The sequence below is a fragment of the Bacillus cereus group sp. BfR-BA-01311 genome (assembly GCF_022664295.1).
Taxonomy (GTDB): Bacteria; Bacillota; Bacilli; order Bacillales; family Bacillaceae_G; genus Bacillus_A; species Bacillus_A cereus.
The window spans coordinates 334375-359464 of record NZ_JAKUHC010000002.1; the positions used below are offsets into that span (position 1 = coordinate 334375).

Genomic DNA, 25090 nt, shown 5'->3' on the forward strand with positions numbered 1-25090 from the left:
AGTATATAGTTTTAATTTTAAAATTATATACTAAAAAGTCGAGATAGAAATCATTTTCTGATTCCCATCTCGACTTTACGTTATAGACTTATATCCTATCATCATTTTATTTATACTCAATGACTTGAGAGCTACTTGGTTACATGCTCTTATTCATACATATACGAACGTGTCATCGGAATTGTGTCATTAATCCCTTTTGTAAATACAAATTGATGTAAATCAATATTACCTGTAAAGAACGAAGCTGCACATGCATTTAAATATAAACGCCACATGCGGATAAATCGCTCATCTTTCGTTTTACGAACTTCCTCTAGTACGTTTTCAAAATTTCGAGCCCAATGTTGTAATGTTTTTCCGTAATGTCTACGTAAGCTTTCTACATCCACAATAAAAAATTGTTCGTTTGTCATGTTCGTGATTAATTCGTTCACAGCAGGAACATACCCACCAGGGAATATATATTTTTCAATCCAACCATTCGTAGCACCACCATTAGCCGGAGAAGTAATGCAATGCAGCAGAGAAATCCCGCCATCATTTAATAATTTGTTAACTGTTTCAAAGTATTGCGTAATGTTGTCTTTTCCTACATGTTCGATCATACCTACACTAACAATTTTATCAAATTTATGATTCTTAATATCGCGGTAATCAAGTAAAGATACTTCAACTAAATCCGTAAGTCCCTCTTGTTTAATTCGCTCAGAAGTCTTAGCATATTGTTCCTCACTTAACGTTACTCCCATCGCTTTCACACCGTACTGTTTAGCGGCAGCTGTAATGAGTTCACCCCACCCACAACCGATGTCTAATAGCGTATCACCTTTTTGAAGGTTCAACTTTTTCAAAATATGATTCACTTTATTATGCTGCGCTGTCGTTAAAGAATCTTGCTCATTTTGGAAATATGCACAAGAATATGTCATTGTTTCATCAAGCCATAATTTATAGAAATCGTTCCCAATATCATAATGATGAGCAATATCATCTTTATTTTTTTGTTTTGAGAAATTCCATTTACTTTTGAAATATTGCAACTTACTATCACCTAAAAAGCTATCCTGCCTTTTATAAATAGATTGAATTGCTTTTTCAAGGTTACCCTCTATTTCAAGATCCCCATTCATATATGCTTCACCGAATGCAATAGAAGGATCCTTAGCGATTTCTTTTTTTGAAAGTGGCTTATGGAATGTTATGTGAAATTGAGGTTCCCCTTCGCCATATTGGATTGTTTCTCCATTCCAAAGTGTAATTTGAACTGGATCTGAAAACAGATTTTTGAGTATTTTTTTATAAAAAAGTTCTTCAACCATAAAAACATCTCCTACTAAAAAATTGAACAAAAAACTATACTAGTTAATAAGTCTTTTTGAACATAGCTTAAAATCGTTATTGTACTGACTTCTTGCTACGAGTGTCATTATAAAACGGTTATATTATGAAGCATAGTACGTACTTTAAAGTGATGTAGGCACTTTTAAGTACCCATGACTGAAACAGGTCCTCAAAAATTTTACTTTTCATCATAACAACTTTCTAAAGTTTTAAAACGAAAAACACCACCTCGTCATTAGGTGGTGTTTTCAATATTACATATAGAGATTTCACTTAACTTCTGTGTTTTTTCTATCTATGCATCGTTCTCCCCATACGGTCAATTGATTTAATACATTTTGCAAAGACCACCCATAATCAGTTAAGGAGTATTCTACTCGGGGTGGAATTTCTTTATAGATTTCACGTGTAATCACACCATCATCTTCTAGCTCACGTAATTGTTGCGTCAACATTCTAACAGAAATTTCAGGAATTAGACGCTGCAACTCGCTCGTTCGCTTTGTTCCTTTCGTTAAGTGACATAAAATGACGACTTTCCACTTTCCCCCGATAATTTCTAAAGTTGCTTCTATCGGTATATTGTATTGTTTCACACGATCTCCCTCCTTTTTTCTAAATTTCTTCTCTATTGTTGCGTAAAAACAAATAATTTTCTATACGGCACATTTTAGTTCCTACAGCACAAAAAAGTACCTATATTACAAAAAAGTAATTATGCTGCGTAAAAATCTCCCTCTATACAAAAAGAAAAAACGAACGTATTCTCGTTCGTTTTTTCTTTCTTTATTCAGCTGCTGTTATAAGCATAGATGTGTTCCCATTCTTTTCAAGATGATTTTCTCCCCAGTTACAAAGAGTATCGAGTATAGAATCTAAAGAATGACCGTAATCAGTTAAAGAGTACTCTACTTTTGGTGGCACTTGGTTATACACTTTTCTCTCGATTACACCATCTTCTTCTAATTCACGTAATTGTTGCGTTAACATCTTTTGTGTAATACCAGACATTAATTGTTTTAATTCGCACGTTCTCTTTTTGTCTTTCTTTAAATGACAAAGGATAACTACTTTCCACTTTCCACCGATAACCTCTAAAGTTGCCTCTACAGGAATATTGTATGTTTTCATATAAAAATCTCCTTTAATAATTTTATAAGACAAATAAGCTAAAATATTTAAATATTTCTTTTAAGTATCTATAGCACCTTAAAGTACGTACTTTTTACCCTGTTAAACATGTTTCATAATAGCATACGTAAACAGCAGATGAGTAGTACGGCACCAAAAAGTACCTGTATTACTTTTTAGTATCTATATCACTTTAAAGTACGTACTTTTCATTATGTAAAATACATTTCATAATAGCATTTGTAAGAGTTGAGTGAGTCATGCAGTGTTAGAAATTACCTGTTAGTACCTTTACTTTAAAGTGAGTATTTTTCTCATACATTTTGTCAGACGATAAAATGACATGTTTTCATTTTCACATCCATTCACAATGAATAAATATTTTTCAAATACATTTTAGGAGGATATCTATAATGAGTAAATTACTAAAAGAAAAAATCGGGTTTGGTACAGCACCACTAGGAAATATGTACCGTAATATCCCAGAGGAAGAAGCAATCGCTACAGTGGATGCTGCTTGGGAGAATGGCGTTCGTTACTTTGATACAGCTCCACTTTATGGATCTGGCTTAGCGGAGATTCGTCTTGGTGAAGCACTATCAAAAAGAAATCGTGATGATTACTTTTTAAGTACGAAAGTAGGTCGAACTATTTCGGATGAATTAGAAGATCCATCTGCACGTGATTTAGGTGAAAAAGGCGGGCTTTTCGAATTTGGTCGCAAAAATAAAATGATCAATGACTATAGCGCAGATGCAACACTTCGTTCTATCGAGCAAAGTTTGAAACGTTTAAAAACAGATCGTCTAGACTTTGTTTTCATTCATGATTTAGCACAAGACTTTTATGGTGATGCGTGGATTTCACAATTTGAAATTGCTCGAACAGGAGCATTCCGTGCGCTAACACGTTTACGTGAAGAAGGAGTCATTAAAGGCTGGGGGCTTGGAGTAAACAAAGTAGAATCAATTGAACTTATGCTTGATTTAGAAGAAGCGAAACCAAATATATCCTTATTAGCTGGTCGCTATTCATTATTAGACCACGAACGTGCATTGCAACGAGTAATGCCTGCAGCTGTAAAGCATAATATGGATATTGTTGTTGGTGGCCCATATAGCTCAGGTATTCTTGCTGGCGGCGCTCACTTCGAATATCAAAAAGCATCGCCAGAAATTATTGCAAAAGTTGAGAAAATCAAAGCTCTTGCAGATCGTCACGAAATCAGCATCAAAGCTGCTGCACTACAATTTTCACTAGCCAATCCAGCAGTTGCTGCCGTTGTTCCTGGTGCAAGTAAACCGGAACGAATTGTAGAAGACCAAAACGCCTTAAATACAGTAATTCCAGCAGCATTCTGGGAAGAAATGCGCGAACAAAAACTAGTAGCACCTAATGCACCACTACCAATCAACGTAAAATAATAATGAAACTTTAATCAGTGAGAGCATCCCCCACTGATTATTTACCCGTAAATACCGGGATGAAAAGGAGCGTAATGAATATGGCACATACTACTACATCTATGGAAATTTTCGGTTCACCTGAACAAGTATGGCAATTAATCGGAGGTTTCAACTCCCTTCCAGACTGGTTACCTTATATACCTAGCAGTAAATTAACTGAAGGCGGTCGTGTACGTCATCTAGCTAATCCGGATGGGGATACAATTATAGAACGATTAGAAGTATTCAATGATAAAGAGCGCTACTACACGTATTCAATCATGAATGCACCATTCCCAGTCACTAATTATCTATCTACAATCCAGGTGAAAGAAGGTACTGAAAGTAACACATCGTTAGTAGAGTGGTCTGGTACATTCACTCCTGTTGAGGTTAGTGATGAAGAGGCAATTAATCTGTTTCATGGTATTTACAGCGATGGACTGAAAGCATTACAGCAAGCATTTCTAGATTAATTCATGTAATTGATTGAGACGAAAAAGTAAATTAACAGTCAAATATTCGATTTTTTTAGTTAAATTCATTATGAAAGATAAACAAATACAAATTTCATGCCTGCTTGTTATTGACAAGAAATAAAAAATACTACCTCCAAATGGAAGGTAGTATTTTTTTATTAATCAGGAAAAACAATTAATCCCTCTTCTTTTTCCTCCTGTTTTAAATCTTCTTCTGGGAAGGTTACAGTTGAATTTTTATCACCTGTTCTTTTTGTTTCTTCACCTGGAAATACGAAAGTTGAATTTTCTTTTCCTTCATTTTTTTCTACGTTATCTGGAAATACCATAGGATCATTGGTAGTCAAATCACTATGAAATCCAAGGTTAGACAAAATCGCTTTTAAATCTGGTAAAACCCCTATTTTATCAGATGATGGGTTATTAGACTTTGTGCCTGTATTAGGATTACTTAAAATTGCTCTCAATTCTTTTGGTGTATATGCCTTACCTAAATGTTCTTTAGCAATCCCTTGAATCGATACAGCAGCCCCAGCAATTATAGGCGAAGCGCTAGAAGTACCACGGAAATTAGAAGTATAACGATTAATTATGTTCTGATCTGTAACTTTTTGTCCTTTACTATTTTGATTTTGATATGTATCTAATGTATCAACATACTCTCCCCAACCATATACATCAATTCTACTACCATAGTTAGAGAAAGCTAAACGTTTATGAGGAACTCTTGCAGTAGATGCTCCAACTATAATAGCTCCTGAATCTTTAAAGTCTGGACTATTTCGATTTAAAATCTGCTTACCATTACGGTCTTTAAATTCATCTAAATCAATCCCACCATTACCAGCTGCTTCTACAATAATAATGCCTTTATCTGTACCTTTGCGAATTGCGTTAAATATACTCGGGTATACTTCTACTGGTAAAGGGTCATCTCCATATCCATCATATTTAAAGGATTCTTCTATTAATAAAACATCTCCAGCCTGTAAAGAATCTACGGCACTTAAAATAGCATCTCTTACATCGATTCTCCCATTATCTCGGATCACTGAAATTACTTTTGTCTTTGCTTTTGGTGCAATCCCAATGTTCCCAATCCCATTGTCAGCTGCCGAAACAACACCTAGAACTGAAGTACCGTGAGAAAGATCATTACTCATTTTTCCAGACATAAATTCAATATTTTGACCGACTAAATCTTCATGATTTAATAACCAGCCTTCTTCCAAATCTACAAAAGTTGCTCCCTGGCCATTTCCTCCTTTAATTCCCCAAGCATAAGGAGCATTAATTCCTAAAGGTGCCTCTTCAAGATATCCCTGTCTTGAAAATCTAGGTTCATCATAAGGATTGACTGATAATACAGGCAATCTCGAGCCAGTTGTTGTGTTTATACTCTTATTAGAACGAACTTGTATTTTACTAGAATCGTCATTAGCAGCATATACTGTATTTGTTACAAATGTCGTACCTACCCCAGCAAAAGTTGTAATTGCAAGTGATGATATTAACATACCTTTAAATTTTTTCATTTTTCCACCTCTAGTTTTCTATTAGAAATAACATATTTAATAATGTGTATGAACTGAAAAGCATTTTATCTTATTATAAAAATTAATAGATTTTATAGCTTTTTGATTTACATAAAACTCCCTTCATTCTTGTAATTCAATGTGGACATTTCAAAATAACAAACTTACTGTAACTATTATAGTTACACCATTATTAATTTTCAACTACGAAATATAAATTTTTAAAAATAAATTTATATTACTTTAAAACAGCACTAGCCTTTTACCCACATAAAGTGAAACTTTAATCAGGTTTTTTTGTTCATCCCCCACTGATTATTAGCCCTCACCAATCGGGCATTTACGGGCAGTTAATGCGGGATAAAAATGCAAAATATCTGTCCAAATTACAGCAATCAATAAGTTTATGGACTACGAAAGAAATACGAAAAAGCAAAGCGATATCGCTTTGCTTTTTTTATAAAATCCCTTTTAACTTTTCACCAATTAACTTCGCTACATACTCATAACCTTCTGGCCCAAAGTGTAATCCATCTTTTTCATCATTTTCTACAAACCTTTTATAATTCAGTTCTTGAATCATTTCAGCATACAAATTTAGAAAATAGCTTCCTGTTTCTTTTGCCACTTTCTCCACCACGTCTGCATACTGACAGAGCACTTCATTTGTTCTATTATGCTGCCTCTCTTCATCAACTGGCGCAGGGCTAATAAGCAGCACTTTACCTGACGAAATATGGTTCACAATCTTCTCTAAGTTTTCTTTATATGCTTGTAATGACACTTGAGAAAAAGAAACTGCATCATTCGTACCAAGAAAAACTGTTACGAAATCTGGTTTATATAATATTACATCTTCTTCAATCCTATTTAACGCATCGAATGTATTATCACCTGGAACACCTGCATTCACTACTATCCAATTCGGAAACATCTCTTGCAAACGTGGTGTTAATCTCGGCATTCCATCAAAAAATGTTTCATCAGCTGTAATACTATCTCCAAAACATACTAACGTTTTCATTAAGCTACTCTCCTTTTACGTATGAAACAACTTTCCTTCTATTGCTTTTATATATCTGTCAGCAGAACGTTCAACTGCTTCATTTGCATTTTCTTTTACTACTCGATGAAAAGCGTTGTATAAACGATTAAACTGTAACGGCTTCACTCGATTCACCATTTCTTCCACTTTTCTCGCTGGTAATGGAATTAAATTTGGATAGCTATACATAAAACTTACCCACCGCTCATCCGCTACAACTTGAATAATATCACCTGTTAACAAAATCCCTTTTCCATCATTACCTTCTTCCCAATGCAATACAGAACCACCACTAAAATGTCCTCCAAGACGATGTACAGTAATCCCATCCGCTAATTGTAAAGACTCACCAGACCAATAAATAATACGACTACTTGGGCGCATCACCCATTCTTTATCATCTTCGTGTATATAAATTGGTACATCAAATATCTCTGCCCATTCTACTTGCGTTGAATAATAATGAGGATGAGACAATGCAATCGCATCTAATCCGCCAAGCTCTTTTATTTTCGCAATTGTCGTTTCATCTAAATATGTAATGCAGTCCCATAGCAATCGATATGACTCTGTTTTCACTACAAATGCCGTTTGACCGATCGCAAATCCTGGTTTTGTCGTAATACTATAAAGTCCATTTTCCTCTTCAATTATTTCATTTTTATATGTATCACCTGTTTGTAAGTTTTCTAGCGTCGTCCAAGACTGCCCTTTCGGATTCACATATTGCCTCTCTTCATCACAAATATGACAACTCACCGGTTCCTCTACACTCGCTGCATACTGCACACCGCACGTTGTACAAATGTAATTTTTCATCATAATTCCCCCTATCCCTAAATTTTTATTAAGCTGCTTTTTGTTGATAATAAGCTGCTTTTTTATTTTCAATTAATAAACTTATAAAAGTAAGTAAATAGACAACTGGAAATGACAATAGAATTACAGTAAATCCTTTTTCGCTTCTGAAACATTCATCTCACTATCTCCCCAAAAATATTTGTACTATAAAGTCACCTCAACCTCGCCCATCCAATAACGCCAAGCTGCTAAATAATCCTCTAAATCTTTCGGGTGGTGCCGTAAACATGTATCTATACGCAAATATAATCCTATGACTATCTCTTCATATAAATCACGGTCATTTTTATGAAATACACATTGTTTCATCGCATAACCAATCGTTTCTTTTGTTAAATCTTCCGGAGTTGAACAGAACGCATAAATTAAATCATATATAGGATCTCCTAACACTGGTAAAGGATCAATTACACCGTGCAGTTTATTCTCTTGAAATATAAAATTATGAAATCCAAGATCACCATGCAATAAAAATGGCTGATTTATTCCAGTCCCCCTACTTGGACTATTTGCTAACTTAAAAACCGTTCTATACTCTTCCTCACTTATGTAACGTCTTACATTTTGATGAGCTTCCATCACATTTGTTGTTAAAAATTTATTCCAAGATTGGACCGGATTTTCTTTCCATCCCCAGCCATCAATCTCTGTAGCTACTTCATACTTATTGATAACTTCCTTTACAAGTTTACAAAGAACACTCCGTTTGTGGCTTAGTTTGCAAGAAGTTGTGCCCTCAAGGAAGGAATAAACAATATAGCGATTTAAAGGTTCCTTATATAAAAGCTTTGGAAATAATTCTTCAGTTTTATAAAACTGAAGAAAATAAGCTTCTTCACGTATGACATCCGATTCATTCAACTTTACAACATATTGCTTATCTAACAAATATATAGTACTTGCCGTTCCCCCGTTTAACACTTTTACACTATTTGGATAATGTGAAATCACTTTCTCCTTAACTAGTTGTGCAGTGATTATTGAAATGTCCATTCTCTCACCCTTTAAATCCGAATATTCCCTTAATTCAAAAGACAACTTTACTATTATTTGACAAACATAAGGGAATTCCTCCTAAAAATCTTAATATAACAAAAGATAATTTTATTTCATTGCAACTGCTTCCTTCAATATTCCATCATATAGTTCATTCCATTTATGGTAATGCGATGTAATTTCTTCACTCCAAATGATCTTCATTTAATCTAGTAATTTCTATTGAATTATCTCTTTCTTTTAACTTATGAGCCAAACTTTCTACACCAAAAACTTCTGTAAACGTATGACTGCCTACAATTAAATTAATCCCTTTAAATTTCGCATGTTGCACTGTATATAATGTTTTTTCACCTGTTATGTACGTGTCACACCCTTTTTCTAATGCACGTTCAATCAAATTTGTATTGTTTCCTGCACCGGTTAAAATCGCAATCCGTTTTACTGGTTTATCGTGATTTCTCCAGCTCTTCACTTTCTCTTCCATTCTTTCTTCAAGTTTTCCAACTAAGTTTGAAAAAGGAATCGCTTCTTTATATTCTCCTATTTCCGGTAGTTCTTCTTCCTCATACGTAGAATATTCCAGTATTGTATCTATCCCAACTTCGTTAAATAACGAAGTACACGTGCCAAACTTTACAAAATCTAACGGCAAATGAATTCAAAAATGATTCATTTCATATTGCTTCAATTTCTCAATACAAGCCTCTTCCATACCAAATAAAAAACTCCACGGCGCATGATGTGTAACTATCATATCGACCCCATTTCTATACGCTTCTTCAATAGTTTCTAACGTTAAATTTGTTGTGTAACCGATTTTGTGAAATTCATCTTTACTTATATGAGTAAAACCATATTCATCATCGCCGTATTTATGAAGATGCTCTCCAAATAGTGATGTTATATGTTCGTTAAACTGCTTTATATTCATTTTATTTCTCCTTTCATTTACTTTTATATTTCAAAAATAAGGAAATACTAAATAAAAACGTTACATACATATAGGAGGACACCATGAAACCTGAATTTTTAAAAGCTGTACATGATGCCATTGGAAACGTCGAACATATTCATATAGAAGAAAGCGGTGCTGACAGCTTACTTATCCATCATGATGATGCACAGCAATTACAACAAGTCGCTAAAACGCTAGAAAATAACAATTTTCGCTCTGCTTTAAGAACAACTGGAGATGCTTCGTATATTGAAGTGTTGAACAGATAATGAAAGTCCGGATGTATGCCGGGCTTTCTTTTTTATATTAAAACTTCAAACTCTTTCACATACACCGCTGTTCCAGCAATATCTATTTGTAACTTTTCGTTTTCTATCCCTTTCGTTACATAAACAGTTACACGACCATCTTTATTTATTTCCTGTCCTTGCTCAACGATTAAACCCAATTCATGTTCAAAATCTTTCTCTAAATACTCCGCATAATACGCTCCCATTACACCTGAAGCTGTTCCTGTCACTGGATCTTCAATCGTCCCAGCATAAGCTGACGAGAAATGACGGCCATGCATTTGTGCTAGTTCATCATAAGTTTCTAGACAAATTGGGTGAATAGAAGCATTAGGTATTTCTTTTAATACCGATGGAAATGCAGCATTATTAGGTTTCATTCTCTCACACGCATCTAGATTTTTAATCGGCACAATTACAGTCCAGTTTCCTGTACTTCCATATACTATCGGTAAACTTACATCTAAATCATTTACTTCTAAACCAATACTATGAGCTAATTCTTCTTTTGAACCTGCAAAATCTTTAAACTGAGGTGCTGTCTGCCTCATTTTAATAAAGGTTTCTCCATTTTCATTTACACCTATTTGTATCGGTAAAATCCCTGCCTTCGTTTCAATCGTAAGGTTACTTTTCTCTTCTAATAAACCTTTTTCGCGCAAGGCATATATCGTCCCTACTGTCCCATGACCACATAAATCCATTTCAAAACCAGGTGTAAAATAGCGCATTCTTATATCTCCTACTTCTGAGGAAAGAACAAAAGTTGTTTCGTTATATCCAACTTTTTCAGCAATAATTTGCATTTCCTCTTCCGTTAATCCATCTGCTTCTAATACAATACCTGCTGGATTACCCATACTCGGTTTATTCGTAAATGCGTCATAATGAAATACGTTTATAGTCTTCATTTTCTTTTCTCCTAACCTTCTTTAAAAATTTTATAATAAAGCTCTATCTCCGTTTTCAACGAACAATTATTTCTCCAAAATATTCTCTGCATCTTTTCATTTGAAGTATGTGTGCTTCCGATGTAATAAGTAGCCCCTATTTCCTTTAACATATGTAAAGATTGAAGATGCAGCCGGGAAGCAATTCCTTTCCCGCGATAATAAGGCATTACTCCAAAGTAAAATAATCGCCCTTCACTTTCTGTTCCAGTTTCTATATGCGGTATGGACATACCAATCGGCTCATTTTTATCATAAAAAACAATACATGACTTTTCCCAGCCCTTACCTAACTCTGTTTGTACAGAATAAAAATGTTCATCGATAGTTAAAATTGAAGTTTGATTCCCTGAACCCGACATACATTGTTCCCAAATATATTTAAAATCTTTTTCCGATAACGTTCCTTCTGCTATTGATCGATATGTATATTGTCTTTCAAGCTCTTCTACATTGTTCAATTCTCTACATACTTCTATCTTTGCGGCATACAAAGAAAAACCGGCATCAAGTAACACTCTCACACTTGAGTTATGACTACTAAACCTCTTGTTTAATACAATACTCGCTCTTTTTAACTCCCAATTAAAACAAACCTCTTCAAATCTACTTATCTTTTCTTTATATGTTTGTACGTTATACAAAACGTCTTCTTCGATCTCTTCAATCGTTACTGCATTTGGTAAGCCATTTAATACTTTTTTAGAAGGGCCAAACAGATTCTGAATGATTGCAAGATCGTATATCACCATTTTAATTCCCCTACACCTGGCTCAATAAACTTGCCTGAAACATCCTCGTTTGAATCTATTACCCAATCATATATATTTTTTGCTCCTTCAGCGGGAGTCATATTCGCATCAAAAGCACCAATGTCAGTCTTTAATTTTCCAGGGTGAATAGCAGTTACATGAATTCCTTTATCCTCAAACTCTTGTTGTAAACAGAGCGTTAACATATTTTGTGCAGCTTTAGCAATTCGATATGAATATGAGAACTGACCTTGTGGAAACTCTTTGTTCGCCATTTTATGCAATGAACCTAACCGAGAGGACACATTTATGATTCTCGGATGATCCGATTTAGCTAAAGCCATATATGTACCTTTTACAGCTCGAATTACACCTAAGCAATGAATATTAAATAAGTCCGTTAACTCTTCTGAATTTGTATGTAAAACCTCAGTCTCCTTTCCAGTAATTCCTGCGTTATTGATAACTAGATCAATATACTCTGTATATTCCTCAATCTGATTTTTCATTTGCTCCGTACTCTCATCAATCGATAAGTCTGCCAATATAGGAAAACATCTGCAACTAAACATTTTCTTCAATTGCGTTACCGCAACCTCAGTTCTAACTAACGGATAAACAATATGTCCATTTTCATGAAACACTTTTACTAACTGTAACCCTAATCCGCGATTTCCACCTGTAATTAGAACTCTCATATATTCATCTCCTTATTTTTAAAATAAATAAGAAAATCCATCCACTTACCATTCTCTAATGAAAACGCCTCTCTCTTGCATTCAAAAGAAAAACCGGCTCTTTCCGCAAGACGAACGGATGGCTCATTATCAACACGTATATGTAATTCGATTCTATGAAAATGAAGACGATTAAAAAATAACGATACTGCAGCTTTCACACTTTCCATGCCATATCCGTTTTTCCAGTATTGATTATGTATGGAATATCCCATCATCGCCCATTGATAGTCCATACGTAAAATTTTAATCAGCTCTAGCTTACCAATATTAGCTCCGTCTTCTTTACGAAAAATACCTAATACGTACATCTCATCTCGATGCGCTGCTTCATCAAAGCCCCTTATCCATTCCGTGAACCATTCTTTTGTTGATGATGCCATAACTTGATAACCATCATCATATTTATACTGCGATGATAACCTCTTATTAAATCCATCTAACCAACTTTCATAATCATCATTTTGGAACGGACGGATCATCAGTCTCTCTGTCTCTACCTGTAATAGCGGCAGCTTCATTTACATCTCTTCCCTTGATTAATATTTGAATATTCTTTATTATCTTACACAAAATACAAAATCTAGTAAATTATTATGTTTTTGATAAACAAGGTTCTATTAAAATACAAAAGGAAACCCTGTTCTAAAGGGTTTCCTTTTGTCATCACACTACCAGACTTATCTGTGATTTAAAACCTTGTATTCTGTCTTTAATATTCCATACACATCAACATCTTCATATGTATTTAATAAAAGTCTATTTTGTCTCAACGTGCCTTCTTTACGTAAGCCCGACTTCTCCAACACCTTAATCGATGATCGGTTTCTAGAAATAGCAGATGCCCAAATTCTATTTAAACCTAATTCGATAAAGCCAAATTGAATCATTCTGTTTACAGCCTCAGTTGCAAAACCCTTTCCCCAATAATTCTTACCAATCCAATAACCAAGTTCACCTCTATTGTTACCCTTGTCAATTCTTAGTGTAATTGTACCTACAATTTCTCTTGATTCTTTAGAGACAATTCCTAAAGGATATTCGATTCCTTTCCTTATAAGTTCTGGTTGCATATCAACCCAATCTTGCGCGAACTCTAATTTATATGGGTGTGGAAGCCCAAGAATATTAGCTAATTCCTTATCATTAGCTAACTCTTTAATTCTAAACACGTCATCATTAGTAAAAGGTTCTATACATAAATGCTCAGTTTCTAATTTTATAGTCATAGTTTCTCCCCCTAGTACTGAAATTAGTTAGCTCCCTTTATTTTCAATATTACACTAAAAAACATAAAAGGTTTTAAATATTTACAATATCCACCAACAGAATCATAAACAAAAAATCCAGTTATGCTTTATACATAACTGGATTCCTCATCATTTAATCGTTTTTATTTTACAAGTATATTTTCTCTTAATTCCCTTTTCAGTACTTTCCCTAAAGCATTTTTCGGTAATTTGTTCATAAATACAACTTTGGGTATTTTATAGCTTGCTAGTTTTTCTTTACAATACTGTATAATTTCTTCTTCCGTTAAAAACGTTTGCATGTCTTTTACAATGTACGCTGTCGGAACCTCTCCCCAAAAGTCATCTGGAACTCCAACTACTGCAACTTCTAAAACACCATGTATTTCATGAATAACATCTTCTACTTGATCTGGATATACGTTGTCACCACCGCGTATAATAACGTCTTTATATCTTCCCATAATATGCAGGAATCCATCATCATCTATCATGCCAGCATCGCCCATGTTAAACCAGTTATCTTTTACTACCTTCTTTGTCGCCTTTTCATTATTCCAATACCCTTTAAACATGTATGGACTTTTCACATGAATCTCTCCAACTTCATTTGTTGTTAGTTCATGTCCTGTTTCCGGATGAACAATTTTCACCTCTACATTTTTCAAGGTCTTTCCTACAGAAGACATCTTTTCTTTTCCCATCATTGGATGCCATGAGGTTACAACCCAACCTTCTGTACTACCATAACCTTGCACCATATATATTCCTTTTTCCATATATTTTTGAATGAGTGTTTCTGGCACTTTTGTACCACCGCTTTGTGCTACTTTAAAGGTTGAAATATTACGTTCTTTTTTATTTAATTCATCAAGCATGTAACTATAAACAGCAGGGAACGCAAGCATCGTAGTAATTTTCTCTTCTTCAATCTTATCCCAAATAATAGCAGGATTCGAATCAGCTAAGAAAATCATCGTAACGCCATGATAAATACAATTTAAAATAGAAAGCACGCCACTCATATGGAACAATGGATGCACAGATAAAAAGCGTTCACCTGCTGGTATTTCTCTTTGTCCCGCAATTTCAGCAAAATAGTGATGTAAGTTTTTATGTCCAATTACACATGCTTTCGCCTGTCCAGTCGTTCCTGAAGTAAATAAGTAAATGGCGTCGTCTTCTTCATGAACTTCTACGTTCGGTTCTGTCGTTGGCTGTTTTTGCAGCTCTAATTCAAATGAACCAAAACCTTCTTTTGTCGTTTGAATTACATAAGGAATTTCTTTAACAGCATCAACATTTAATAACACTTCACTAAATTCTTCATCAATAACTAACACTTTTAATTTCGCTTCTTTTACAATTGTTTCTAATTCATATACAGTAAGCTGATGATTTAGCGGAATAAATACCGCTCCAATTTTTAAACTTGCCATCATAACGCTTGGAAATGGGTGATTATTTTTGCATAGTATTCCTATACGATCTCCTCTTTGCACACCATTATGTAACAAATAATGTGCAAGCTGATTTACTCGTTCATTATATTGCTGAAACGAATATCTTTTCTTCCCTCCTACAAGCGCTTCCAAATTTGGTGACTGCATTGCTCTCTTTTGTAATAATTGTCGCATCGTTCTCAAGTAAAACTCCCCTTTATATATGTTAGGTTTTTTATTTTACCAGATTAACTATTAATTTACTAAAGATTACACTTAGTGAATATAAGAAGAATATAAAATAGCCATTTACTTCACAAGTAAATGGCTATTTTTCATTATATATTAGAATACTTCTTGTTCATTACATATTGCACATACTCAGGTGCACTTTTATCAATCTCTTCATCACTTAGTTTATATTCTGCACCATATAAATAAAAGGAAGGTATAAATTCCATACCTGTATATAGGCATGTAGCTTGGAATGGTTTCGTCAACTCATCCATTGTAATCCCACTATTTTCATAGTCTTTTTCTAATCCACCTATAGAAATAGCTACACCAAATTCTTTCCCTTTCACTTTATCTCCTTTTGATCCGTACGCGAATCCATATGTTAATACATCATCGAACCATTTTTTTAATAATGGTGGTGAACTGTACCAGTAAAGCGGAAATTGGAATATATATCTGTCATGTTCTACTAATAACTTTTGCTCTTCTTCAATATTAAACTCCCAATTTGGTGCCACCTTATATAATTCATGCACCGTAATTTCATCTGAATGTTTCTCAAGTTCTTCTATCCATCTTTTATTAATTTTTGATTTTTCAATATGAGGGTGTGCTACAATTACAAGTGTTCTCATCATTTTCCAGCCCCTTTATAAATTAATCAATCCTTTACGTATTAGTATGAATGCATTACATATAATTGAAAAGTACGTACTTTCAGGTGCTATAGGAACCTTGAGGTACCTTTGGAGGTGTTATATGAATCAAAATGATAACTGCCCAATTGCAACGACACTCGATGTAATCGGCGGAAAATGGAAAGTTTATATTTTATGTGTTTTAATGGATGGAAAAATGCGAACAAATGAAATTAAACGAGAAATTCCAAACCTTACACAAAAAGTACTTACACAACAACTTCGGCAACTTGAAGCAGATGGGATTATCCATCGTACTGTATATCAAGAAGTACCACCAAAGGTTGAGTACACACTAAGTGAGCACGGAAAATCTTTAATGGAAATTATGAATGAACTATTTGAATGGGGAAAAGGTCATCAGCTCAAAAGATTAAATGACTAACAGAACATTGCCGTCTTTTTTAAATTTTCTACATTCATATTAGTAGTTTAATATTTCTACTGAAATTTTATAATAGAGATACTCCAATAGCTCGTAATTTAGAATCCCAAATCTTTCAGAAGTAAAAATTAATAACTTTCATCTATAAATACTCTTTATAACAAAAGTATCCTGTACTGTTCACCTAATTTTTAATTCAGACACTTTTTTATTGATTGAACCGCACTCAAGTTTTTAGACAGATAATTAACAATTTGAGGTGCGGTTTTATTATACCTAGGAAAATACAGGCTATCTCATAGTCATAGTACCCCCCCCCCTCCCTATATTTTACACTACACATTGATCACCGCTAATCTTTTAAAATATCCTCCCTATGAATGTAGGGAATAAGTGGTTTGATATGTGCTCTATTTTAAGGATTCACTTCATATAAAGGAACTTCTTTAATAATAATTATTTTAGTTCCACTCTTTTTCTTAACTGTCACCCTAGTAACTGGTCGATAGAGTTTCTTTTTGGGGAGCTTACTGCCTAGTTTTATAAATCGGATAACAGCTTTCATCGCTTTTTAAAAATCAAGACAGTAGACAAAATACTTTGCAAAAAGTGCCTGTACAAGGCGATTTTTTACATAGACTTACCAAATAGCATTTTTATTAAAAAACTTCTCACATTTAAATTGGACAAGCATATTTTATTCTATGGGGACTCCCTACCCATAGAAAACTACCTTTCTAATCTAAGAGCACGCATATATGTGTGCTCTTAGATTGTTTAAAATGAAATAAAGAGTTTATTAATTCACTATTGGAAAAGCACCCATAATAATATCTTTATATTTATCTAATTTTTTTAATTTTTATAAAACTATATTATTTTGGAGTTGGTTAATACGTTACAAAAAACTGACCGTGTAATCATTATGGTCCCTCCATTTTCACAAGTGTTTGTTACATTTTACTCATCATCAGGGGAACTTCTTTCATCAAAAGTCTTATCTAATACCTCTTCATACCCTGTATCAATGTATGCACTTAATGAAATTGAAAGCGAATTATTTGAAGTCAAGTTAAAACCACTACTACTTTAGTAAAACTACGAATAGTGGAAAGGCCTTTACAACTCCCACAAGAAACTACAGCAGTAGTATTTTAGCACCAATAGTACAAGTCTTTAATGCAAATGCTATTACATATCAATTATGAAAGCTATCCAATAGCTACTGCTGCATACACGCTATATCGCATTAACTACACCCTTACTATGAAAACTCTTCTCAGGAACTTCATTTTAGTTTCCAAGGAAACTAAAATGAAGTATAATTATATACGTACAATAGATATCATTTATAAATCTATTTACATTTTGTCGCATTAGCTCTTAATCACTTAAATAAATGGAGGGCATAGCATGGAAAACTATTGTGATGTAGCAGTAATTGGTGGAGGTCCAGTTGGCCTTATGACAGCATGTGAATTAGCTATTCAAGGTATAAACGTTGTCGTTTTGGAGAGAAGAGTGGATCGCATACGAAATTCTAGAGCACTAACGCTACACCCCCGCTCACTAGAATTGATGGCTATGAGAGGCATTGAAGATCGATTTTTATCTAGAGGAAAGAAATTAGATACAAGTCATTTTGCTGCCTTAGATACAAGATTAAACTTTAGAAATTTAGATACCGACTTTCCATATACACTTTTTATTCCCCAATCTATTACAGAAGAAATATTAGAAGAACGTGCACTAGAATTAGGTGTAGACATTAAACGTGGGCATACTCTGAAAGACTTAAAACAGTATGAAACATTCATACAACTAGAAATAGAACAAAGAGAAACAATATATAAAATAGAAGTTTCATATGTAGTAGGAGCTGATGGCGCAAGAAGCATGGTTCGTGAATTATCAAATATACCGTTTAATGGAACAAACACAACAACTACTGCTATATTAGGTGATGTTATATTAGAAGATATACCAGATACTCCATTTTTATCTACTTCTAATATAAATGGGATATTAATGATGGTGCCTATTGAACCTAATTTATTTCGTTTTGCCATTGTTGATCCTAAGAATCAGGCAATACCCGTTCATGTTGCTGTTACAGAAAAGGAATTCATAGATAGTATTTATAGTATTACAGGTGAACATATTCAAATTAAGAGCACAATATGGCTTTCTCGCTTTGGGAACGCAACCAAACTAGCAAATACTTATCAACATAAGCGTGTATTCTTAGCAGGGGATGCAGCACATATTCATTTCCCTGCTGGAGGACAAGGTTTGAATGTAGGTTTACAAGATGCTTTTAATATAGGTTGGAAATTAGGGCTCGCAATAAAACAGACAAAATATGAAAGCCTATTGGAAAGTTATCATATTGAACGACATGCTGTGGGAAAACAATTTTTCAAAGAAGTACAAGCGCAAGAACAATTAATGATAAACTTTTCAAAAGCAGGAATGGAATTAAGAGAGTTATTTTCGTACTTACTTACATACCCCGAGATAAATAAAGATTTAGCTGAAAGAGTAAGTGGTTTAGGGGTTATGTATTCGTCAATAAACAACCCAGAAAGTCATCCATTAATAGGAAAAAGATGTACAAATCTCACTATTTTCTCTCAAAACAAGAAAAGTTGTAAACTCTTTGAATTAATGAAAGATGGTAAATTTATTTTATTAATACACCCTTCTTATATAGATAAGATAAATAAAATGAATATTGATTCACACATAAAGATAGTTGTAGGAGAAATACAAGATTCCAAGTTAAAAAATATAGATACCGTTTTGATTCGACCAGATGGTCACATAGCCACCATTGAGTATACCAAGATAGATGAATGCGAATAGTCCGGAAAAATAATTATTAATTGTATTAGTGATACAAGATAAATTCATTTTTATAAAACGAGAAGAATCCTATTTATTTAGGATTCTTCTCGTTTTGCACATCTCACTATTTATAAAAACATGTCTACAAAGGAAGAAACACTAAATTTACAATTAACTATAAAATTCTGTTCCGAAGGACTACCAAAAAAACCACCTATATACTCTCATGTTCAAAAATATTTGTCTCTATTTCATATAAAGTAATATAAGCATCCATAAAGATAAAGCACCAAGGATAGCAAGCATTATACGAGTAGATAGTACCCTTACTTCAAAATTGGTTTTCTTGGACGGTTCAGGATATGCAATTACATAAATCCCTTTTAATAGTGCGAGCCATGCAATAAGTGTAATGAGTCCCTGCCAATTAAGTGTCCAAACATTATGTAGGATAACAGTACCTAACCCTAGGAAAATTGATAGAAAGCCATACATAATTCCAAATCCCCTGTCTTCTACCACTAATTTTTCTTCTCTAATTTTAATTTATTAACAATGTAAGATACCAATGTATTCAATGGAGTAATAATAGTCTTAGATGTTTTATACTCAACTTGCTTAGATGCATCAACCATAGATAATTGAGCAACAGAGATAAATTTCTTTTCATCTTTAATGATTTGATTTAAGAACTTTGTAACTTCTTGGTTGTATTCTTTTTTTAGTCCTTTCATTATCAATTCAAAAACACTATTTATGACAATAACCTCTAAATCTAAAGATTTTTGAAGGCTATTAGCATGATGTTTAAGACGTTCTACTGTGCCTTCAACAGTTGCAGGATTTGTAAAAACAATTGTCTGAGGTTGCTGTATATTGCATATGTAATCAAAGAAAGGTACATCAATTTTAATAATTGGCACTGATATTGAGTCTTGGTCTTCATGTAAAATTGCAATATAATTTGTACAAGTAATAAGGATAGCATCAACATTACATTGAGCAATCCATTCTATTTGCTCTTTAGCTTTAAATTGAGCATCTGATTCTTGAAATTTTTCATTGGATGTAACCTGATACATTAATGCCGGGTCAACAAAATGGATTAATTCAATGTTAAATGAGGTAAGTGCCTTTTCTATATATTCTATATTTGAATAATGGGCATGTAAGCATCCTAACCTTTTTCTCAAATTCATTCCACCTTTATTATATTTTCGCTTATTCTATCAATATGCGAATCCACGTGTCTACTGAAATTGAGACCTTTCCTTACATTCTATAAAATGCACCTTTAACTGAACAATTTATTTTCACTAAATAGTTCCTTAATTGATTTTTTTAATAAATAAGGTAACAAGTAATTTTGCAAAATCTAGGATGCAGAGGATTTAAGTTATATTTTTTTGCATATTGAGCATGTTAATCTTTCCACTTAGGAATTAAGCCTGTGTGGACTTACTTTGACTCCAGACCTATTGCTAGTTTGTCAAACGTTTAAGGTAATCAAAATTTATAAAGATAGCGTATAAATTGAAACCAAAACATTCTTCCTTTTATTACAGATATTAAAAAATATAGTATAAAAATTCCATTTTATACTATATTTTTTAACAACTATTTTATTTATTAAGGAACTTTACTTCAGATCTTCACTTGTGTAAAAACCTTAAAAATTCTCTCCATAGAATTGCTTTCCTATCCTCTTCTTAATTTTGACGTCTAGAAGTCAGCATTTAAACTAAACATGCTAATATTGATTTTGTGCGATTGTCAGTTACCTCATAATAAATTTCTAATCCTTTCCGAGTACCTGTAACCATTTTAGCAGCTTTTAGTTTAGATAAATGTTGACTAATTGTACTTTGAGGCATTTCCAAATCCCCATACATTGTTGTTACATTAGTAGGACCTTTTGCAAGCATTATTTTTACTAAAGATAGACGAACTGGATGCGCCAATACCTTTAACACCTCAGCGATTTCTTGAAACATTTCTTTTTTTTCTTTCATCTTATTTCTCCCCTTTTATATACATATTTATCTTATCCATATATATAATTCGAAGGTATATATGTTTTTGTGTCCGTCATTTAAAAAAAATATAAAAAAACTTTAATCCGAAACTAAAGGATTAGCTTAACATAATGTCTCACTATTAATGATGAATAGGAATCTCGTTATAGAAGCAGCAGTTTTTATGCTACAACTCTACATTCAACTAACTAAAATCAATGAAAAAAAGAGCAGATAGTCTGCTCTTTTATGATGCCTCCTTATGTTCCGTGGAATGTTTAACACTCCCCAGTCTCTTTAGTTTATTCCACCCTACCGCTACTCCTCGAAGCGATGAGAATATCGATTTAATGACAACATAAGTCATAAATTGACGGTAAATAAAACGTTGTAAAATTAACCATGCCAATGGTTTTGGGTTCTCTTCCTCTAATTTAAATGCGAACAGAGAAGCGAGAAGATCCATTAAAAAGAATACAAAATAAAATCCTAAAACTTTTAGTGGATCACTACTAAATAACCCCATAATCATTAATATATCTGCAAAAGGAGCAATGAATTGCAGAACATATTGGAATAACCACATGTTAGGCAGTGCAATAAACCCTAATGTTTTATGTTTTGGATTACATAACGCTTTTCGATGTTTCCAAAGACATTGAAGTGTACCATATGACCAACGATATCGCTGTTTAATGAGACTTTTCACATCCTCAGGTGATTCCGTAAAAGCATGCGCTTTTTCTTCATATACAATTCTATGCCCTTGACGTAAAAATGTAATAGTAAGATCCGTATCTTCTGCTAATGTATCTTCGCTTAAATATCCAGATTCAACTACATTCTTCTTGCGCCACGCCCCAATAGCTCCTGGAACTACTGTAATACAATTTAACTCATCAAAAGCTCTACGTTCTAAATTAAACCCTGTAATATACTCAACATGTTGCCAAGTAGTTAACAAATTCCGTCTATTCCCCACTTTGACATTACCTGAAACCGCAGCTACATTTTGATCTTCAAAGTGTCTAACCATCAGAGAAATGGCGTCTTGCGCAATAATAGTATCCGCATCTAAAGTGACAATGATTTCTCCTCGCGATTGTTGAAACCCTAGGTTCATTGCCGATGATTTCCCCCCGTTTTCTTTCTGAATGAGACGAACTTTAGGGTGTTTATAAAATGTTTCTTGCATTACTTTTGACGTACCATCTGTCGATCCGTCATCCACAACAATAACTTCAAATTCTCTATAATTACTATCCAAAATTGAGTGAATCGTCTTAGCTATCACCTTTTCTTCATTATATGCTGCTATGACAACACTAACAAAAGGTTGATAGGACGAATTAATATAGCGAGATAACGTTTTTCTTTTCTGCTTCCATGCAAAATAAATTAAGAATAAAAATCGAAAAATCCCTAATCCAATAGCAATATAAAAAATAGTAGTTAATATATGCTTAAAATATCCAGCTCCTGAAAAGACAGCTTTATTGTAAAGTAAATATTGCTTCCCCTCAGAAGAAACAGGAGGCATAATTTCATCTCGTTCTTTATTCATTAAATCTGAAATTGTTACAAAACTATATCCATTCTTTTTTAGATCTTTAATAATGATCGGCAGCGCCTCTACTGTATGGGTACGATTCCCTCCCGCATCATGGAGAAGAATAATATTTCCCTCTCCCTTATAAATGGGATTAAGAGCACGTCTTACTAATTCATTTGTTGATGGTGTTGCCCAGTCTTCGGGGTCAACTTTTTCCGCTACCATTGTATAGTTCATATTTTGTGCACGTAAAATAGGCAATATTTCATTTGATGAATCCGGGTTAGCATCCGCTTCATATGGCGGTCTAAATAAAACCGTAGAATGTCCAGTTACTTCCTGAATTAAACGTTGCGTCATATTAAGTTCTACTTTCGTTCGTAGTAAAGACGTATCAGCTATGTTAGGATGCTTGAAAGTATGATTGCCAATTTCATGCCCTTCATCATATATTCTTTTTACAATACTAGTATTTAGTTGTGCGTTTTCACCAAGTACAAAAAAAGCAGCTTTTATTTGATTCTCTTTTAATATATCTAAAATTTTTGGCGTATATTTCGGGTCTGGCCCATCATCAAATGTTAATACTACTTGTTTCCCATTTGGTTTTCCATATCGTTGCACTTCATATGCAGATGGTAAGGATTGATATACTTCATCTGTAATATAACCATCTTTGCCTACTTTAAAATCTCTCAATCCATTTTTTCTTTCATTCTCAATCTGTAAAATTTCACCTTGTCCAGAATAATTTACTTCATCTAAACTATTGATTTTATGTAATACATTAGGATTTTTTTGTACCTCAATAGGATTTTTTAAAACTTTCCATATTGTAGGGTCTTCTGCTCCTAGTCTCCATAATGCAAATCCCTTTGCATTATTGTCCATTGCGATTTTCACTTGATTATAGAGAGTAACACCGTCTAAGAACCAAGCAGTATGTTCTTTCTCTCCTGTTTTATATCTAAAATAAGGGTTCCCACTCATCTTATCCCATTGAATTTTCATATTTGAATCATGAGCCATTGCCATAACCTCTGAGAAAGTTAAAGACTTCGCAGCTTCTTTACTATTTACTTCCCAATCATACCCATAGTTACCGAAAGCAACTATAAGTTTATTAGACGGAATATTCAGTTCTTTCAATGTATGTTGGAACCATTTATTTGAAGCAATTGGTCCTGGCTCTCCCGCTCCATAGTGCTCATCGTACATCATTACAATTATTCGATCTATTATTTTTGCTAACGCACTATAATCAAAAGCCTTATCATTAGCTGGAACATCTTGTGTAACGAGTAAATCATGTTTATGAAAGACCGTAGTAAGTTCTTTCATAAAATTTGTTAAGTTTTCTCTATCACTTTCAGGTACGGCCTCAAAGTCAATATTAATACCTGAAAACTGATTTTTTTTAACTTGGCTTACTAAATCATTAATAAACTTTGTCTTTACATCGTTTGAGGAATTCAGCAACTTATGAATTAGCCCACTATCAGGACCAGAAGCTTCCTCAGTATAGTTAGTAAGCAAAGGCATAATCTTCACTTGATTTTTTTCTGCCAACTTTACTATCTCAGGTTTTATCTCACTTCTAATCGTTAAATCTGCTTTTAAATGATACCACTCTGGTACTAGTGTGGTTAATGAATCGATATTTTCTTTTAAAGAAGCGGTACTATTTTCATCCCAGTTTACATAAAAACCATACACTTCTTTAGGTTGTTTACTATCCTTCGGCGAATTCACCAAATTTTCATTATCCTTCGTTCCGGTATTTGGGTTAAATTCTTCCTTCTTTAACTGCTGATCACTAAGTTTTTGATTAATTGGTACAAGTTTATTATCTTGTTGTACAGCGGTATTCATATTTGGAATTTCTGGTGTTGAAAAAATGCTTTGAAAGAAAAAATAAAATACAACACTTACACTAACTATTGAGATACATAGAAACGAAATAAAGGCTATGTTTCTCCTTCCTTTCGGATCATAAAAAACAGGTTTTTCTTTATCTTTTTCTTGTTGAATGTTTTTCTCCATTATATTTTTCACATACTCCTTCTTAATAGAACTATAGAATAATAAAGTGCAACTTTAATCAGTGGGGATTTTGTTCATCCCCCACTGATTATCAACCC

Annotated in this window: 22 protein-coding genes and 3 pseudogenes; 5 read left to right on the forward strand and 20 right to left on the reverse strand. The window is 33.5% G+C overall.

The window, feature by feature from the left end:
* Positions 1-149: 149 nt before the first annotated feature.
* The 3 genes from MR136_RS06860 to MR136_RS06870 all read right to left on the reverse strand — a co-directional run bounded on the left by MR136_RS06860 (position 150) and on the right by MR136_RS06870 (position 2475).
* Positions 150-1322 carry a cyclopropane-fatty-acyl-phospholipid synthase gene (locus MR136_RS06860; RefSeq protein ID WP_000229037.1) on the reverse strand — a complete coding sequence of 391 codons (1173 nt, stop codon included), beginning with the start codon at positions 1320-1322 and terminating at the stop codon, positions 150-152.
* Positions 1323-1613: 291 nt separating this feature from the next.
* Complete coding sequence (locus MR136_RS06865) at positions 1614-1940, reverse strand: winged helix-turn-helix transcriptional regulator (protein ID WP_000816335.1); 327 nt, start codon at positions 1938-1940, stop codon at positions 1614-1616.
* 190 nt (positions 1941-2130) lie between these two features.
* The gene (locus MR136_RS06870; RefSeq protein WP_000860820.1) at positions 2131-2475 is read right to left on the reverse strand and encodes a winged helix-turn-helix transcriptional regulator; all 345 of its coding nucleotides are present in this window, start codon (positions 2473-2475) and stop codon (positions 2131-2133) included.
* Positions 2476-2888: 413 nt separating this feature from the next.
* On the opposite strand from MR136_RS06870, the gene MR136_RS06875 reads away from it, so the two are divergent.
* Together MR136_RS06875 and MR136_RS06880 are read left to right on the forward strand one after the other, a co-directional pair.
* Positions 2889-3899: an aldo/keto reductase gene (locus tag MR136_RS06875; RefSeq protein WP_000040525.1), complete on the forward strand. Its 1011-nt coding sequence runs from the start codon at positions 2889-2891 to the stop codon at positions 3897-3899.
* Between the two features lie 80 nt (positions 3900-3979).
* Positions 3980-4396: an SRPBCC family protein gene (locus tag MR136_RS06880; protein WP_000951521.1), complete on the forward strand. Its 417-nt coding sequence runs from the start codon at positions 3980-3982 to the stop codon at positions 4394-4396.
* 161 nt (positions 4397-4557) lie between these two features.
* On the opposite strand, the gene MR136_RS06885 is transcribed toward MR136_RS06880, so the two are convergent.
* From MR136_RS06885 to MR136_RS06905, 6 genes and pseudogenes are all read right to left on the reverse strand, one after another.
* Positions 4558-5934, reverse strand: coding sequence for a S8 family peptidase (locus MR136_RS06885; RefSeq protein ID WP_000713610.1), 1377 nt, complete (start codon positions 5932-5934; stop codon positions 4558-4560).
* Positions 5935-6391: 457 nt separating this feature from the next.
* Positions 6392-6958: an SGNH/GDSL hydrolase family protein gene (locus MR136_RS06890; RefSeq protein WP_017673112.1), complete on the reverse strand. Its 567-nt coding sequence runs from the start codon at positions 6956-6958 to the stop codon at positions 6392-6394.
* 15 nt (positions 6959-6973) lie between these two features.
* Positions 6974-7801 carry an MBL fold metallo-hydrolase gene (locus MR136_RS06895; RefSeq protein ID WP_078421035.1) on the reverse strand — a complete coding sequence of 276 codons (828 nt, stop codon included), beginning with the start codon at positions 7799-7801 and terminating at the stop codon, positions 6974-6976.
* A gap of 25 nt (positions 7802-7826) precedes the next feature.
* Positions 7827-7943: pseudogene (locus MR136_RS28745) on the reverse strand (DUF7010 family protein); the annotation flags it as partial.
* A gap of 41 nt (positions 7944-7984) precedes the next feature.
* The gene (locus MR136_RS06900; protein WP_031312142.1) at positions 7985-8833 is read right to left on the reverse strand and encodes an aminoglycoside phosphotransferase family protein; all 849 of its coding nucleotides are present in this window, start codon (positions 8831-8833) and stop codon (positions 7985-7987) included.
* Between the two features lie 187 nt (positions 8834-9020).
* Positions 9021-9770, reverse strand: a pseudogene (locus MR136_RS06905) (Nif3-like dinuclear metal center hexameric protein).
* Positions 9771-9853: 83 nt separating this feature from the next.
* Between MR136_RS06905 and MR136_RS06910 the strand changes: the two are divergent.
* Positions 9854-10063: a hypothetical protein gene (locus tag MR136_RS06910; protein ID WP_000801653.1), complete on the forward strand. Its 210-nt coding sequence runs from the start codon at positions 9854-9856 to the stop codon at positions 10061-10063.
* Between the two features lie 32 nt (positions 10064-10095).
* Here the strand turns inward: MR136_RS06910 and MR136_RS06915 are convergent, their stop codons facing one another.
* The 7 genes from MR136_RS06915 to MR136_RS06945 form a co-directional block, all read right to left on the reverse strand.
* Positions 10096-10995: a PhzF family phenazine biosynthesis isomerase gene (locus MR136_RS06915; RefSeq protein WP_017673107.1), complete on the reverse strand. Its 900-nt coding sequence runs from the start codon at positions 10993-10995 to the stop codon at positions 10096-10098.
* A gap of 11 nt (positions 10996-11006) precedes the next feature.
* The gene (locus MR136_RS06920) at positions 11007-11783 is read right to left on the reverse strand and encodes a GNAT family N-acetyltransferase (protein WP_031312141.1); all 777 of its coding nucleotides are present in this window, start codon (positions 11781-11783) and stop codon (positions 11007-11009) included.
* Entirely contained in the window at positions 11780-12484 is a 705-nt protein-coding gene (locus MR136_RS06925) for an SDR family NAD(P)-dependent oxidoreductase (protein WP_061457506.1), read from the reverse strand. The genes MR136_RS06920 and MR136_RS06925 overlap by 4 nt, the downstream gene beginning before the upstream one ends.
* On the reverse strand, positions 12481-13044 hold the full coding sequence (locus MR136_RS06930) for a GNAT family N-acetyltransferase (protein ID WP_017673105.1): 564 nt from the start codon (positions 13042-13044) through the stop codon (positions 12481-12483). Before MR136_RS06930 ends, MR136_RS06925 begins: the two co-directional genes overlap by 4 nt.
* Positions 13045-13203: 159 nt before the next feature.
* The gene (locus MR136_RS06935) at positions 13204-13752 is read right to left on the reverse strand and encodes a GNAT family N-acetyltransferase (RefSeq protein ID WP_017673104.1); all 549 of its coding nucleotides are present in this window, start codon (positions 13750-13752) and stop codon (positions 13204-13206) included.
* 164 nt (positions 13753-13916) lie between these two features.
* Positions 13917-15419 carry a class I adenylate-forming enzyme family protein gene (locus MR136_RS06940; RefSeq protein ID WP_017673103.1) on the reverse strand — a complete coding sequence of 501 codons (1503 nt, stop codon included), beginning with the start codon at positions 15417-15419 and terminating at the stop codon, positions 13917-13919.
* A gap of 134 nt (positions 15420-15553) precedes the next feature.
* The gene (locus tag MR136_RS06945) at positions 15554-16087 is read right to left on the reverse strand and encodes an NAD(P)H-dependent oxidoreductase (RefSeq protein ID WP_002183793.1); all 534 of its coding nucleotides are present in this window, start codon (positions 16085-16087) and stop codon (positions 15554-15556) included.
* Positions 16088-16211: 124 nt separating this feature from the next.
* Between MR136_RS06945 and MR136_RS06950 the strand changes: the two genes are divergently transcribed.
* Positions 16212-16535, forward strand: a complete 324-nt coding sequence (locus tag MR136_RS06950; protein ID WP_001072988.1) for a winged helix-turn-helix transcriptional regulator — start codon at positions 16212-16214, stop codon at positions 16533-16535.
* 1413 nt (positions 16536-17948) lie between these two features.
* Entirely contained in the window at positions 17949-19400 is a 1452-nt protein-coding gene (locus MR136_RS06955; RefSeq protein WP_017673102.1) for an FAD-dependent oxidoreductase, read from the forward strand.
* Positions 19401-19628: 228 nt separating this feature from the next.
* Here the strand turns inward: MR136_RS06955 and MR136_RS06960 are convergent.
* The 4 genes and pseudogenes from MR136_RS06960 to MR136_RS06975 form a co-directional block, all read right to left on the reverse strand.
* Positions 19629-19913, reverse strand: a pseudogene (locus tag MR136_RS06960) (hypothetical protein); the annotation flags it as partial.
* Positions 19904-20581: a hypothetical protein gene (locus MR136_RS06965; RefSeq protein ID WP_031312136.1), complete on the reverse strand. Its 678-nt coding sequence runs from the start codon at positions 20579-20581 to the stop codon at positions 19904-19906. The gene MR136_RS06965 and the pseudogene MR136_RS06960, both read right to left, overlap by 10 nt.
* Before the next feature lie 537 nt (positions 20582-21118).
* Positions 21119-21394 (reverse strand): ArsR/SmtB family transcription factor, encoded by a 276-nt coding sequence (locus MR136_RS06970; RefSeq protein WP_000660065.1) that lies wholly within the window; start codon positions 21392-21394, stop codon positions 21119-21121.
* Between the two features lie 250 nt (positions 21395-21644).
* The gene (locus tag MR136_RS06975; RefSeq protein ID WP_078421032.1) at positions 21645-24992 is read right to left on the reverse strand and encodes a trifunctional glycoside hydrolase family 18/polysaccharide deacetylase/glycosyltransferase family 2 protein; all 3348 of its coding nucleotides are present in this window, start codon (positions 24990-24992) and stop codon (positions 21645-21647) included.
* Between the last annotated feature and the right edge of the window lie 98 nt (positions 24993-25090).